This window comes from Pseudomonas sp. LS2P72, assembly GCF_054897865.1.
The window spans coordinates 2,474,584-2,487,913 of the sequence record NZ_CM142708.1; the positions used below are offsets into that span (position 1 = coordinate 2,474,584).

14 protein-coding genes and 2 pseudogenes are annotated in these 13,330 nt (G+C 55.6%); 8 read left to right on the forward strand and 8 right to left on the reverse strand.

Features of this window, described 5'->3' with window-relative positions; genetic code table 11:
• Nucleotides 1–2 precede the first annotated feature (2 nt).
• The 8 genes and pseudogenes from ACYZUA_RS11470 to ACYZUA_RS11505 all read right to left on the reverse strand — a co-directional run bounded on the left by ACYZUA_RS11470 (nucleotide 3) and on the right by ACYZUA_RS11505 (nucleotide 7,697).
• Complete coding sequence (locus tag ACYZUA_RS11470) at nucleotides 3–2,375, reverse strand: TOTE conflict system archaeo-eukaryotic primase domain-containing protein (protein WP_461963178.1); 2,373 nt, start codon at nucleotides 2,373–2,375, stop codon at nucleotides 3–5.
• A 365-nt stretch (nucleotides 2,376–2,740) separates the two neighbouring features.
• Nucleotides 2,741–3,046, reverse strand: coding sequence for a hypothetical protein (locus tag ACYZUA_RS11475; protein ID WP_461963179.1), 306 nt, complete (start codon nucleotides 3,044–3,046; stop codon nucleotides 2,741–2,743).
• Nucleotides 3,047–3,246: 200 nt separating this feature from the next.
• Nucleotides 3,247–3,621, reverse strand: a complete 375-nt coding sequence (locus ACYZUA_RS11480; protein ID WP_415765051.1) for a hypothetical protein — start codon at nucleotides 3,619–3,621, stop codon at nucleotides 3,247–3,249.
• A gap of 33 nt (nucleotides 3,622–3,654) precedes the next feature.
• Nucleotides 3,655–4,050 carry a hypothetical protein gene (locus ACYZUA_RS11485; RefSeq protein WP_461963180.1) on the reverse strand — a complete coding sequence of 132 codons (396 nt, stop codon included), beginning with the start codon at nucleotides 4,048–4,050 and terminating at the stop codon, nucleotides 3,655–3,657.
• A gap of 477 nt (nucleotides 4,051–4,527) precedes the next feature.
• Nucleotides 4,528–4,755 (reverse strand): annotated as a pseudogene (locus ACYZUA_RS11490) (integrase domain-containing protein); the annotation flags it as partial.
• Entirely contained in the window at nucleotides 4,733–5,092 is a 360-nt protein-coding gene (locus ACYZUA_RS11495; protein WP_415765049.1) for a hypothetical protein, read from the reverse strand. The gene ACYZUA_RS11495 and the pseudogene ACYZUA_RS11490, both read right to left, overlap by 23 nt.
• A gap of 67 nt (nucleotides 5,093–5,159) precedes the next feature.
• Nucleotides 5,160–5,435, reverse strand: a pseudogene (locus tag ACYZUA_RS11500) (DUF3987 domain-containing protein); the annotation flags it as partial.
• A gap of 1,017 nt (nucleotides 5,436–6,452) precedes the next feature.
• The gene (locus tag ACYZUA_RS11505) at nucleotides 6,453–7,697 is read right to left on the reverse strand and encodes a tyrosine-type recombinase/integrase (RefSeq protein ID WP_461963181.1); all 1,245 of its coding nucleotides are present in this window, start codon (nucleotides 7,695–7,697) and stop codon (nucleotides 6,453–6,455) included.
• A gap of 541 nt (nucleotides 7,698–8,238) precedes the next feature.
• On the opposite strand from ACYZUA_RS11505, the gene ACYZUA_RS11510 reads away from it, so the two are divergent.
• From ACYZUA_RS11510 to ACYZUA_RS11545, 8 genes are all read left to right on the forward strand, one after another.
• Nucleotides 8,239–8,433 (forward strand): hypothetical protein, encoded by a 195-nt coding sequence (locus ACYZUA_RS11510; protein ID WP_082555884.1) that lies wholly within the window; start codon nucleotides 8,239–8,241, stop codon nucleotides 8,431–8,433.
• A gap of 366 nt (nucleotides 8,434–8,799) precedes the next feature.
• Nucleotides 8,800–9,120 (forward strand): YbjQ family protein, encoded by a 321-nt coding sequence (locus ACYZUA_RS11515; protein WP_461963182.1) that lies wholly within the window; start codon nucleotides 8,800–8,802, stop codon nucleotides 9,118–9,120.
• 665 nt (nucleotides 9,121–9,785) lie between these two features.
• A complete protein-coding gene (locus tag ACYZUA_RS11520) occupies nucleotides 9,786–10,157 on the forward strand; it encodes a hypothetical protein (RefSeq protein ID WP_059404653.1) in 372 nt (123 codons plus the stop codon).
• Nucleotides 10,158–10,340: 183 nt separating this feature from the next.
• Entirely contained in the window at nucleotides 10,341–10,769 is a 429-nt protein-coding gene (locus tag ACYZUA_RS11525; RefSeq protein WP_461963183.1) for a glycine zipper domain-containing protein, read from the forward strand.
• Nucleotides 10,770–10,897: 128 nt separating this feature from the next.
• Nucleotides 10,898–11,071, forward strand: a complete 174-nt coding sequence (locus ACYZUA_RS11530; RefSeq protein WP_461963184.1) for a hypothetical protein — start codon at nucleotides 10,898–10,900, stop codon at nucleotides 11,069–11,071.
• A gap of 121 nt (nucleotides 11,072–11,192) precedes the next feature.
• Nucleotides 11,193–11,405, forward strand: a complete 213-nt coding sequence (locus ACYZUA_RS11535) for a hypothetical protein (protein WP_461963185.1) — start codon at nucleotides 11,193–11,195, stop codon at nucleotides 11,403–11,405.
• 99 nt (nucleotides 11,406–11,504) lie between these two features.
• A complete protein-coding gene (locus tag ACYZUA_RS11540) occupies nucleotides 11,505–11,816 on the forward strand; it encodes a hypothetical protein (RefSeq protein ID WP_461963186.1) in 312 nt (103 codons plus the stop codon).
• A 134-nt stretch (nucleotides 11,817–11,950) separates the two neighbouring features.
• Nucleotides 11,951–13,207, forward strand: coding sequence for an IS256 family transposase (locus ACYZUA_RS11545; protein ID WP_240890573.1), 1,257 nt, complete (start codon nucleotides 11,951–11,953; stop codon nucleotides 13,205–13,207).
• Nucleotides 13,208–13,330: the final 123 nt, after the last annotated feature.

A 13,330-nucleotide genomic window follows, 5' to 3' on the forward strand; every position in this document is an offset into this window, starting at 1 on the left:
AGTTAGAGTAGGTCCATGGTGGTCATGGAATCAGCCATGCGGTAGCCCATCGCTTTGTAACCCGCCTGGCGCTTATCCCACATCCTCAGCAGCGCGACATTACCCTCGTCAACGAAGTCGATCACTCGCACGTCGGCCTTATCGGCATGCGATCGATGCAACCGCCCCGCATATTGCTGAAGGATTCCCTTCCATGAGATGGGCATTGCCAGCACCAGCGTGTCCAACGGCGGGTGATCGAAGCCTTCACCTACTAGTTTTCCTGTTGCCAACAGCACTCGTGGAGCATCAGGAGGAAGGGACTCAAGCTCATGCATACGGGAAATCCGCTGTTTCTTAGGCACTCGCCCATGAAGCGTGAAAAGGTTATGCACGCGCTGTTTCAATTCTAATTCAAGGGCATCCACATGTTCCGTCCGCTCCGTTAGCACTAGAATTTTTCTACCCTCGTTGTACGCCAGCTCAATCTCCGAGACGATTTTGGCTGTCCGCTCAGAGTCGTCGGCTAGACGCCGAAAAACGTCCTGAATCCCAAAGCCGTCGGGGACCACTATTGGTTTGGGCAGCAATCGAGGCACGATAGATAGGTCATGGGGCGCACTCGCTGGTCGAGCAGCAGAATGTCGGATCGGTCCGCACTGCATGAAAATAATGGGCTGCTGCCCATCTCGGCGCACTGGGGTTGCTGTGAGTCCCAGTACGTACCGCGCGGTCGCGCTCCTCAGTAGTGCCTCGAATGACACTGCGGATAGGTGATGACACTCATCAACGATGATCTGGCCGTAGTTTTTTACCTGATCGCTGATCTCGCCTTTTCGCGATAACGACTGCATTACGGCAATGTCGATGATGCCTGTAAGCTTCGCTTTTCCGCCCCCAAGAGTACCAACGACACCATTCCCGACTCCCAAGAACGCCTGCAAGCGCTCTTGCCACTGCCTTAACAGTTCCGTCCGATGCACAAGCACCAACGTGTTAATGCCACGTGCGGCAATCAACGCAGCAGCACTGACAGTTTTACCGAAAGCTGTCGGTGCGCAGAGGATACCGGTGTCATGACTTAGCATTGCGCTGACAGCAGCCTTTTGGTCAGAACGCAGGGTCCCGAGAAAGCTCACGTCGATGGGGTCGCCCGCGAAGCGTTCGTCTTTAAGAATAGGGGTAACCCCGTTTTCCCCTAAAAGCTCCAGCGCAGCATCCAAACAGCCACGTGGTAACGCAATATGTTTGGGGAAGTTCTGGGCACAGCCGATAATCCTTGGCTTGTTCCACACTGACATGCGCATGGCCTGAGCTTTGTAGAACTCAGGATTTTGAAAGGCTGCGAGCCGGACAAGCTGGTTTGCCAATGGCTGTGGCAATTCCGACTTTTCAAAGTAAATTAAGTTAGCCTGCGTGATGTTGACAGCAGCAGGCAACGGGCATGTCAATTTACGTGATCTCGATTCACGATCTTTCCAAGGTTCTGCATCACCTTCGTCATCGACATAGGCGATCCCTAGAGGGTCCCGATTACCCATCGCCTGGATAATAACGGGCTGGATATCCTCTGGACTCATGCGCTGAATCGATGCCAGGAAGGCCCATTGATCAGGATGAGGCTCAAGCGAGTCGTCTACAAAAACGCTATTGTTTTGGGCCCTGGCCCGCTTTTGTAAAGGGAGCGCGATGAGATTTCCAAAGCCGCCTTTGGGCATATAGTCCTGGTTTGGAAACAGTCGATCATAGGAGCTGAGCGCCAACTGCCGGGTGCGCTCACAGGCATGACTGATGATTGCGGCACCGAGGCGGCGCGCATCGCAGGCAGGAACATTACGCTCAAAGAAAATCCAGCCATGAGCCCCTTGGCCTGAGCGCGATATTTCCAGCGCCACCGGGACGTTCAGCTCATGGCATGACTGCACAAAAGCTTTGGAATCATCACGCCATTCGGCCTCATCGAAGTCGACCGCCAAAAAATAACAAGTGTCATCAGAGAGTAGGGGGTAGATACCAACGACCACTTCGCCCGCCAGATGGCGATAGACCACCTCATCGGTCAGCGGAAGCAGCTGGCGGTTACCGCAGTCGCCACATTTAATTCGGGGCTTCTCACAAACGCCAGGCCTCCATTCGTTTGCGCAAGCGGGTGCGTATCCTGATTTGCCTGCCCTGCTTTCCCAGCGGATGGGATAAACGTCCGTCCTACCACGAAACAAGCTTCGGAATAGGGCAAGCTTTCCATCAGTATCGAGTTGCTGTGATTGTTCTGCTTGGACAATCGCTATCTTGACTGGCTCAGCAGGCGGGCGCCATTCGATGCCATGAGCATCCAGCAAGGCAACCAATCTTGCATTCTCAGCCCTTAGCTTCGCCACCAGACTAGTGTTTATCACCGCCTTCAGCCTCTACGTCTCAGGTGAAGCCTGTAGCCTCGAGCTACAACCCTCAGTCCATCAGTAAAACATAGAGGTTATCAAACAACAGAGGTTAGGTTCAGGGGCTCAAGAGGTCCGTCCTAATCCCAATCAAATCGTTGGCTGGCTCAATCTGCCAGTGAGGGATACGGTGCCAGCCTGGCACTGCTGATGCTGAGAGCGATGGTTGATAAGCGCAGTGATACGACCAAGAAACCCGTCAAGGATCAGACGTACTTTCCACAGGCGAACCCAGGCAAGAGGCCGAGGGGCAAGGGCGGTAAAGGGAAAGGCAGATGACCGGTGTGCAGTACGACGACGAGGGCGCCCATGGGGAGCGCCCTTTATTTTAAAAGGCGCAGCATGCCGTCAGCCTCGGCTTTTTTGAGTAGCATGTACATTTCACATAGGTAATTGAATTCGCTGCAACCCCCGGAGAGTTTTGCCGCGCAGGCTTGAGCCACTTCCACCGCAACAAGTTGAGCCTCTTTCGATAAAGAAAGGTAGGCGTCCACTGTCCAGTCGATATCAACGGCGCACACCTCAGTGTCGTCGCCAGCTCTAATCATGAGCTTAGTGCCGGATTTGAATTGGGCCTTGAGACGTTTCATGACCGCCTCATTGAAATAGTGTACGTTTTCGTTGTTCATGATCCGCGCCATCAAGTGCCCAAGGTTGCCAGGTCATTGTGACCCAATAGGTGGGATTCACCAGTGGCTTTGCTGCGGACTGCTCTCAGGCGTCGCCACGGTGTTGGACTGGGGGCGCTCTACGGTTTGTTCGCATGACCAGCGAGTGAGTACAGAAAAAGGGTACTTGGAGAGTGCCCTTTGTTTTGCCTGTCACTTGGTTACCGCCAGAGGCTGTAGACCAGCAGACCGAGGATCAGCCAGCCAACTTGGGTTGAGCAGCGCAAGCACAGATACCGCCAGGCTCTATCGAGATTGTGAAACGGGCGGTACGCGCCGTTGAGGAAAACACCGAGCGTGAAGATCGCACCGACCGCAACCCAGAGCAGCAGCCACTGGTCACGGGCGCCTACGATGAAGGCCATCGCCCCAAAAAAACCGCACGATATAGCAGCCACCACGGCCCCCGCGACTATGCCCTTGGGCGTCAGTCTCAGCGGTTCCTTTTCCGGTAGCAGTAGATCAACTGCCTTGTAGGCTGCGCGCTCCAGGTCGTATTCCCTGAGGTTGCCCTCGTCGTTCCTATCTGTGCTCATGATGCCGTCTCCGTCAGTACCACCTGGTTGGGGTTACTGCCCATCGTCTTCGGTCTCTGGGAGCGACGCTTGTTCATCTGGTTTACGGGGCCGTGGATCTTGCGCCACGAACCACGTCCTGTACGATTTGGCCATCCACTCATAGCCATCCGAGTAGCAATGAATTCTCTCTGGATTCCTCGGTGGCATGTAGGTGAGGAGCCGGGTTACCTTTGCCTCGGTATCGTATAGCGGGTTACCAACTACTAGTTCCCGCAGGGCCGGCTCGGCCCAGCACCGCAGTGTCTCAATGCGGCGCCACAGGTAGGTAATCTCTTCCTTGAAGTCAGCGATATCGTTGTCGTACCGCGCACGCCATGCTCTCCATTCGCTGCGCTCGGCTTCCAATTTCCGTTCCAGCTCCGCGCTGCTCCGGTTTAGGTTACTCATGATCGGACACCTCTGTTTTAGAGTAGTCGTCGGAGGCGGTGCCGTGGTCTATGTGCTGATCCCAGTCATCTGGGCGTTTGTCGCTCCAGTAGGTGGGCCGGCGCCAGCACCAGGCTTTGTACCTGGCGGTAGTTGCGTTGGGGTAGCACCTAACACTTCCATCGCATTCGCGTACCTGTTCGGGGTCAGCCTTCCCGGTACGATCCCGTCACAGTCCACCGCGATTGCACGCGCCATGCTCGCGTAACGGCCAATGTCTCTGTCGAAAGGCGGCAGTTGCTTATCCAGAAGTGGGCTGAGGATCTCTACCATCGGGTCAACCGACTGTTGTTGTAGTTCCCGTGCGGCCGCTGCAGCCGTCTCTTACTTTCGTTCCATGCTCGTCATCGTGTGTGACGTAACGCTTGAGAAGCAGTGGCCGAGCTTCAACAGGTTGTTCCTGCACCGAATCACCATTCACCAGAATGGCTGTCAGCCTGCCGAGTAGTCTTGCAGTGTCCGTTGATCGATCTGACGCACATCGTTGTAACCGGGGCCGTCCTCTGACTGACACCAACGCACGAACGCTTGCCAACGATCGCTATGCGCTTTGACCGTGGCGAAGTGGCCGCCGGCAAACAGTTCCTTGAGCGCTTGTGGGCCGGCGTAGCTCAGCTGGTGGCCAAAGCCAAAGTTGCGACTCTCACGCCGACCGATCAGAGCCATCTTCATCACCGTTTTCGTTTGTTTGTAGAAAGAGCAGCAGGGCTTTCCAGTGAGGGCTGAGCCTGTCCAGCTGCTGCCAGTGCGTCGGGCGGATCAGGAGGGCGTTCTCTTGGTGTTGCAGCAGTGCCCCTTCTTTCCACAGTTGCTCGATCAGCCGGGCGAGGTTGGCAGGCTCAATTGGTGGTGTGGCGACAGCGGCGACAGTGGCGACAACCCGCGTCGTTTCTGGCCTGGCGCGTGGCGACAGGGTGGCGACAGAGGCGGCGACACGCCGCGATTCAGGCTGCGATTGATGTTGCGCCTGGTAGCGGCGCACCGCGTCATTGAGGCGAAACATGGCGGACCTCGAAAGTTTTTCCGTCGCGGCTGCTCAGCCAGCGATGAGTGATCAGCACGACCAATAAAGAGGCGGTATCCCCCGAGGATGCCACCGTCAGTAGGTAGAGGGACAACGGATAGGTTTGGCCATCGAGTTGGACATTGGCATGACCCTGGCTCACCCGGGCCGCGCTGGCCAGCACCGATTGTGCAGCCATGGCGCAGGGCACGCCGATCACCTCGGCCAGTCGGTCGACCGCAGGGCCCAACAGTTCTCCGAGTGCTTCGACCGGGTAGGGCAGTGGCGCCTGCTGGTACTCCAGCAATGGTTGTGGTGGCTCGAACGCTTCGCACAGTTGCATCGCTATTCTCCTGAAGTTATCGACTTCGTCCTCACTCTTCCCGCCACGGTTGTTGAGTGTTATCAGGGATCAAGGCCCCCTGCGACCTGTGAGGGTTGTCCACTAACGCGGGACTGGCGGCTCCTTACGACCGGGAGCTTGGGCACCTCATGATCTGGCCTCCTGAACACCGATAGAGGTGGGCGGGTGGAGGCTGCACTGGCTGACGAAACCAGCGCCGCGAGATCCTGAGTCGGGTGAAGGCAGGGATGCGATGATCGGGGCATGCCTGACTGTCAGTCAGGTGCAGTCCATTCCTTGGGCTGCGGCACCATCATCTGCATCGCTGTTGCTGGTGACTTCGGTGTTTGTCACGCCGATTGTCACGAGGGGGAATGCCGCAAAGCCTTGTACAAGTTGGGCTGCAGCAGCGGTTGGAGCGCCCGTCTCTTTCCGGGAGAAAGAGACGGGCGCAGGTTGGCGCAGTGAAATGACCAAGCAGAAAGGTTGCTGCAGGGCAGCTGGGTAGGGGGATGTATTTGTTGCAATGGCAATGATCTGAAGTAGGCATCCATCACTCGGTGAGTGACCGTGCGAGCCACCGGACGCTCATCGCACTTTGGGAGAACCACCACGGTGTGGCGTAGCCTTAAAGGTTCTGGCTACCTGGGTGCTGTCGAGGACAGCGCTTGTACGATTCTGGTGTAACGCTCGCTCTGCTCGCGGTCAACAGCATTTTGTGGGCGACTGTTGCGCCAATCGGTAGCGCTGGAAGACCTTGGAGGCCGGTGGCTTTCCATGGCCGGGTAATCGTTCGTCGGTTTTTAATGTGAGCCCACGCGGACGGGAATGCGGAGCCTTCCCGCTCGCGTGGGCTTAGCTGAAAAGGCCCCACGAGCGAGGCTTGCAACGGCGACAGTCGCCACTTCTGTCGCCATGCTGCAAACCAGGTATTACGCGGGTTGTCGCCGGTGTCGCCGCTGTCGCCATCCTCCATTCGATAAACGAGGTGAGATGATGGCTTGAGCATCTCGCTTCTCATTCAATAGTATTTGCTGCCGCATGCCCTGTGGCATATCGCGCCCAATCCTCCATCAGTATTCGCCGCTTTTCAAAAAGATCGCCACGTCGATAAGCCGCCTCTACCGCATTCTCTACGGCGTGCGCGAGCGCCTGCTCACAGACCTCCCGAGGATAGTGAGTAACTTCACTCGCCCAATCCCTGAAAGTCGAGCGGAATCCATGCGTCGTGAGATCGTCCCGCTTCATCCGACGCAATGCCATCAACATCGCCATATTACTCAGAGGCCGCTTTTTGCGAGCCCCCGCAAATAGGTGATTGTTTCCTTCAACGCGAGGAAGCCCTGCGAGTAAATCCAATGCCGCTTTTGATAGAGGCACCCGGTGTTCCTTCCCCGCTTTCATCCTCGGCGCAGGAATGGTCCATACCCTTGCTGCCACATCAATCTCTGCCCACGTCGATTCAAGCACCTCACTGGTTCGGCAGGCAGTCAGGATGGTAAAGCGCAATGCTTTAGAACTCAGATCATTTACTTTCTCAAGGGGCGCCATGAAGGCGGGAAGCTCTGTCCACGATATTGCTGCATGATGCTTCACCCCGCGCACTTTTGCGCGAGGTGGTAGCAGTTTGTCCAGGTGTCCACGCCATCGAGCGGGGTTTTCTCCATCACGCAGCCCTCTGGCCTTTGCTGCATCGAGTACCAGTTCGATGCGGTTTCGCAAACGGCTGGCGGTTTCGGGTATTACTGTCCAAATCGGCTTGAGGATTTTCAGCACATGCTCAATGCCTATTTCCTGCGTCGGAAGATCGCCTATGGTCTTGAACGCATAAGTAGCCAGAGTGTTCTCCCACTGCTGAGCATGCTTTGCATTTTTCCAGCCTGCTCTGTGGGCAGCGATGTAGTCGAGAGCAACTTCTTTGAAAGTGATTGCTTTGGCCCTGGCTGCATCCTGAACTAAACGTTCAGCTTTTTTTTCCAGCCGTTGCCGTTCCATCTCCTCATCCCGACTGGTTAGCGGATCGACGCCTGACTTGCTCAGCTTTCTGGCTTCTGCAGCTTTCTCACGAGCTACCGCAAGGCTTACTTCGGGGTGCCTGCCCAGTCCCATGTCTCGGCTCTTGCCAGCAAGCTTGTAGCGGAAGATCCAGCTTGCGCCACCGGTACGGCCGAGTTTCAAGTAGAGGCCGTCACCATCGTTGGTCATTCCGGGTAACCCTGATCTGACTATTTTTTCTACCGCTTTCGTCGTCAGAGATGCCATCACTCACTTCCTATTTGAAAGGATGATGACTCAATCTAAATGAATGCCAGCCCATACTCCAGCCCATACCTTGGACCCTGGCTTTCCGTAGTCATGCTTGGACCATCAAAGAAAAAATATACTGCAACTATATGTTTTTATGGAATTTTTATAGAAGTAATTAAACGTCTATGTACTTCTAGAAACATTAAAATGGCGGACTCCTTCACCGCCAAATTCGATGTAACCCAAACCCCTGACTTCGAGAGAAGTCAGGGGTTTTGTGGTTTCTGGCGTCTGGATTTCGTGGATGCCAATGTTATTGGTCCAGGCCCATTGGTGAAGGCGCTTCCGAAATTCATGTAGGAAGGGTGATAGGCATGTGGGAAGTAATGCTGGAAAGCCAGATAGGTGGGTGCTTTCATAGGTTTCGGCACCTGACACGAGCCGGTTCGTGAGGGGTATTAGCGTTGCGCCTTTGGGGCACAATGGATCAACGGGCAAGGCACATAACGCGGCCTATTATCTGGAAGGTCGAACGCACGTTATGCAGGAATTCACCATGAAACAGGCCGAACTGGAAAAGGTTCATGTGGAGATCGTCAAGCTGATGGCTGAGCAGCGCAAGCTGAACGCTGAGGCCGGGAAGATGACCCGTGAAACTTTTTGGTATCCGGTGGCTGTGGCGACTGGGTTGATTGGCACGGTGGCCACTGTCACCGCAACTGTCACCGCAGTGTTGGTCAAGCTGCTCTAACCTGTTGGACTGCCCAAAACCCCTCGAATGGAATCGACACTATGTCTCACCCTCGCGCCGCTTCCCGCCGCATCGCTATTTCCCTCTCCGCCGCGCTGATAAGCGCCGCCTCCTTATTCGCCACTACATCCACGACCAAGACTTTCCCCGATGCTGAGGCCAGCGACCTCGCAAAACGCGATCAGCTTCGTCTCGCTGGGCGCGAAAGCTCCGTTGACCTGGGATCAATCCTTCGCGGTCACCTGCACCGACGGAATTGTGGTGATGCATCGTGGGAAAGCTCCTTGCCGGCGATTGATGCGTTGGCTCAACATCTGTTCAGGTTGCCTTGAGTAATTATCCTCGGGCCATGAAGAAGGAGATTTAATGATCACCACCACAACCCACACCATCGAAGGCCGACAAATCACCGCCTATCTGGACATCGTCAGTGCCGAGTCGGTGCAGGGTGTCAATGTGATCCGCGATATGTTCGCCGGGATGCGGGATTTTTTCGGTGGGCGCTCTCAGACATTGGAGCGGGCGCTGAATGAGGCACGGATTCAGGCGACCGACGAGTTGAAGGAGCGGGCGCAGGCACTTCAGGCTGATGCGGTGGTGGGGCTTGATTATGAGATCAGCATGCCGGCCGGGAAGGGCGGAATGGTGGTGGTGTTCGTGACCGGGACGGCGGTCCAGTTGAGGTGATTGAGTCACGAGGCCGTTCGTCGGGGACGCAATAATCCGAACTACAAGTCCAGTAATGACTGACTAGTCTCCAAGCGTTGAAGGTCGATATTTTTCAGGCAAATAGGGCTTGCCGGTGTCGACCCTTTTTTGAGAGGGGAAAGGTATGGCTGATTCGTATATCGAAGACGACGGATCTGAGTTTCCGATCAACAATTGCGTGCAGTGTGGTCAAGCGGAGTATATGCCGGGCTTTGGTGAAAGCCGGGTCCGGGTCGCCAAATTGAAATCCAAGGTGCCCCGAACCGAAAAGGCGAATTTCTTGCCCAAGAGGATGCCGTCTTCCAGGAAGTAACCGTCAACCGGACAGCCCCCGCCATTGAGCGGGGTTTTCATTTTCACAAGGTCGATTGTGGGATTTGGACTACTGATACATAACCCGCTGTCGGTGTTTTTTTTCACAAACTTTTCACACCTACCTACGTAGGCTCAACTCATCCGTTAGAAAGCAGTACCTGGCCCGTTCCCCAGCGGGCTTTTTTTTGCCTGTCATAAAACCTTTTCTAAAAACGCTGTCCAACCGTCGCCTAATGCGAGGTTGTACCCGTGCGTGTCTGGACTTTGTCTCCTCTAAAGCATTCAATCTCGCCCCCTTTCGGTTACCCCCATTTTTTGAGGTTCTTGTCATGCGTTTAACACTGCCTGCTTTGGTTCTGGGGCTTTTGGTTGCTCAAGGTGCGATGGCCGCGGGTGATGGCACTGCCGCCATTGGTGGTGGTTTGGGTGGCGCGCTGGGTAATGTGGTCGGCCAGAGCATGGGCGGCAGCACCGGTGCAGCGATTGGTGCGGGTGTCGCGGGCGCGGCCGGCAGTGCTGTTGCCGCACGCAAAGGCAGCCGCACTAAAGCCGCTATTGGTGGTGGTGTCGGCGCGGCCGGCGGTTCGGTGATCGGCAACAGCCTGGGCGGCAAGACCGGTTCCACCATTGGCGCAGGCTTGGGCGGCGCATTGGGCGGCGGTGTGGGCAGCAACCTGGCCAAAGGTCACAAGCGTCACTGATCCTGATCGATCAGCTGAAAAATCCCGGCTTGATGTCGGGCTTTTCGTATCTGGATATTTCTTCTTCACACTCTTCGAAACTACAGCTGTCCAACGATCAGCGCTGGTGTGATGAAAACGCTAGACTCACGCCATCCGTAACGCGTTCTCTTACCCCCGATACGGAATTTAGAGGTTCATATCATGCGTTTGACATTGTCCACGTTGGTTCTGGGACTTTTGGTCGCTCAAGGTGCAATGGCCGCCGGTGACGGCACCGCTGCAGTTGGCGGTGGTATTGGCGGTGCGCTAGGTGACGTGGTCGGCCGGCAAATGGGCGGCAGCACAGGTGCCGCGATTGGCGCTGGTGTAGGCGGCGCGGCAGGAAGCGCGGTCGGCGCGAACAAGGGCAGTCGCACAGAAGCGGCGATTGGTGGTGGTTTGGGGTCGGCCGGTGGCTCGGTGATCGGCAATAGCTTGGGCGGCAAGACCGGTTCCACCATTGGCGCGGGCCTGGGCGGCGCAGCGGGTGGGGCGGTAGGCAACAACTTGGGTAACGATAACGACAGTTCGCACTCCAGTAGCGGCCACAAACATAAGCATAAAAACAAGCACAAGAATAAACATCACTGATTCGACATTGAACTACACCAGAAACCCGGCCCCGCGCCGGGTTTTTCTTTCCTGGTAATAGGAATCTGGAACGTTTGGTCGTGAGTCGCCTCGAACTTCATACAGTCTGTAACGTTGTGAGGCATGCCATGACTCCTGAAACCGAAGATAAGGAAGAAAATGACTCGAGCGGGCTTCCGTTTATTAACGATCCTGGAAACGAAGACCCAGGCTCACTGATGGATGACGCAACGGTGCCGCTCAATGATTCCGATGATGCGGGCGATGTCGGAAATATCGAGTTCGAAGACGAGGAAGAATGAGGGCGAACATTGACCCTGCTGTGTGAGGGACTTGACCGATCGTCTCTCTGATCGAACGCAATGCAGCGCGCAATCCTCGAAACTTCAAGGCCTGCTTTTCAGGCCTCACGAGAGGTGCTTTATGAACGCTGATCCGAAAGACACCGACATCGACGATACCCCCGAATATCCGCTGCCTTCACCGACTGATCCCCTCAGTCGCGATCAGCGTCCGCCTGATGACGACACGGCTGTAGAGCAATTGCCGTCTGATGAAGTGAAGCGCGGGGATGTTGAAGCTCTACCTGACGACCCGGACATTGCCGGTGAAGACGGCTCAAACGAACCGAGCTGAACATACGCAGTAGCGCAGCGCCACTCGTCGATTGTGCGGCACCTTTGAAAAGCGATGGCTGCCAGAAATCAGGTACGCACCTTTTAAAGGAGATACACCATGATCAGGTCAAAATTGACAGCCCTGACGGTGATCGGCGTGTTGTTGGCCGGCTCAATGTCGGCGTTTGCTCAGCCCTGCGGCAAAGATGCACCTGTGGATAAGGGCGGGAGGCCACCGTACTCCGAAATGAATGCGGGCACCGCGGACGAGAAGGCGTTGCCGCCTGACGCTATTAAGAGTGGGAATGGTGGTGATGCAAACGGAAGTAGCACCAGCCCGAAGAAGGAAAGCGGGGCGATGAGCGGTGGAGGTTCGAATGGGAGCGGTTCTGGGAGTGGGTCTGGAGAATCCGGTAGTTCGGGGGATTAAGTTGTTAGGCATCTCAATTTGAAGCCCAGCGAATTGCTGGGCTTTCGTGGCGCCAAGATGGATTTTAACGAGGGTGTAATTAGTTTTGTGTAAACGGTCATTTGGCAGGAGACTGCCTACCCCAAGGAAATCCAATGACCGAGCCAAAACCCAAGCGCGCCAAACGAGTCAAGCCTGATCCTGAACTGGTTAAACTGGCCGACAGTCTGCTGGCCAACTACAAAAAGCCCGAAGATCTGATCGGCGAAAACGGCCTGCTCAAACAGCTCACCAAGATGCTGGTGGAGCGGGCCCTTGAAACCGAGATGACCGAACACTTGGGGCACGACAAAAGCGCAGCGATCACCAACACCGCCGCCAATGCGCGCAACGGTCACAGCGGTAAAACCCTGAAGGGCGACTTCGGCGAACTGCCGCTCGACATCCCTCGCGACCGGCAGGCGTCCTTCGAGCCGCAGTTGGTGGCCAAGCATCAAACCCGCTGGACGGGCTTCGATGACAAAGTCATCTCTCTCTACGCTCGCGGTTTGAGTGTCAGAGAAATCCAGGCTCACTTACAGGAAATGTACGGCACAGAGGTCTCTCCCAGCCTGATCTCGGCGATTACCGACGCGGTGAGTGACGAGGTCAAGCTGTGGCAAGCCAGACCACTGGACGCGCTGTACCCGATCCTCTATCTGGACTGCATTCACGTCAAAGTGCGTGACGCTGGCGCCGTGCGCAACAAGGCGGTTTACCTGGCTATCGGCGTCAATATGGCCGGTCACAAGGAAGTGCTGGGTCTGTGGATCGCTCAAACCGAAGGCGCGAAGTTCTGGCTGCAAGTGGTGACCGAACTCAAGAATCGGGGCGTGCAGGACATCTTCATCGCCTGCGTGGACGGTCTCAAAGGTTTCCCTGAAGCCATTGAAGCCGTCTACCCAAAAGCCGTCGTTCAGCTGTGCATCGTGCACATGGTGCGCAACAGCTTGAACTTCGTGTCGTGGAAAAAGCAGCGAGAGGTGGCGGCTGATCTCAAACTGATTTACACCTCGGCAACCGCCGAATTGGCCGAACAACGACTCTGCGAATTTGAAGCCAAATGGGATGCCGAGTACCAGTCGATCAGCCTGTCATGGCGGCGAAACTGGGCTCGGGTGATCCCGTTTTTTGACTATCCAGCCGAAATTCGCAAGGTGATTTACACCACCAATGCCATCGAATCGATCAACATGAGCCTGCGCAAAGTGATCAAAACGCGCGCCTCATTTCCGACCGATGACGCGGTGATGAAACTGTTTTATCTGGCGCTGAACAACATCAGCAAGAAGTGGACGATGCCGATCCGGGACTGGAAAGCGGCCTTGAATCGCTTCAGTATCCAGTTCGAAGATCGGCTGTTAACGGTTTAATAAAAATCCCGTTTACACAAAATCTAGGACACCCTCATTTTAACCGTAGAGAATAATCCTTGTTGATATGTTTTGAACGGCGATCAGCGTGCTTAGCTCAATATACATAAAATAGATCTGTTC

Bases quoted from the DNA above. Each gene is read 5' to 3' on its own strand.
- ACYZUA_RS11475 (WP_461963179.1), bottom strand. From the start codon at position 3,046: ATGAACAACGAAAACGTACACTATTTCAATGAGGCGGTCATGAAACGT.
- ACYZUA_RS11480 (WP_415765051.1), bottom strand. From the start codon at position 3,621: ATGAGCACAGATAGGAACGACGAGGGCAACCTCAGGGAATACGACCTG.
- ACYZUA_RS11485 (WP_461963180.1), bottom strand. From the start codon at position 4,050: ATGAGTAACCTAAACCGGAGCAGCGCGGAGCTGGAACGGAAATTGGAA.
- ACYZUA_RS11495 (WP_415765049.1), bottom strand. From the start codon at position 5,092: ATGTTTCGCCTCAATGACGCGGTGCGCCGCTACCAGGCGCAACATCAA.
- ACYZUA_RS11505 (WP_461963181.1), bottom strand. From the start codon at position 7,697: ATGGCATCTCTGACGACGAAAGCGGTAGAAAAAATAGTCAGATCAGGG.
- ACYZUA_RS11510 (WP_082555884.1), top strand. From the start codon at position 8,239: ATGAAACAGGCCGAACTGGAAAAGGTTCATGTGGAGATCGTCAAGCTG.
- ACYZUA_RS11515 (WP_461963182.1), top strand. From the start codon at position 8,800: ATGATCACCACCACAACCCACACCATCGAAGGCCGACAAATCACCGCC.
- ACYZUA_RS11520 (WP_059404653.1), top strand. From the start codon at position 9,786: ATGCGTTTAACACTGCCTGCTTTGGTTCTGGGGCTTTTGGTTGCTCAA.
- ACYZUA_RS11525 (WP_461963183.1), top strand. From the start codon at position 10,341: ATGCGTTTGACATTGTCCACGTTGGTTCTGGGACTTTTGGTCGCTCAA.
- ACYZUA_RS11530 (WP_461963184.1), top strand. From the start codon at position 10,898: ATGACTCCTGAAACCGAAGATAAGGAAGAAAATGACTCGAGCGGGCTT.
- ACYZUA_RS11535 (WP_461963185.1), top strand. From the start codon at position 11,193: ATGAACGCTGATCCGAAAGACACCGACATCGACGATACCCCCGAATAT.
- ACYZUA_RS11540 (WP_461963186.1), top strand. From the start codon at position 11,505: ATGATCAGGTCAAAATTGACAGCCCTGACGGTGATCGGCGTGTTGTTG.
- ACYZUA_RS11545 (WP_240890573.1), top strand. From the start codon at position 11,951: ATGACCGAGCCAAAACCCAAGCGCGCCAAACGAGTCAAGCCTGATCCT.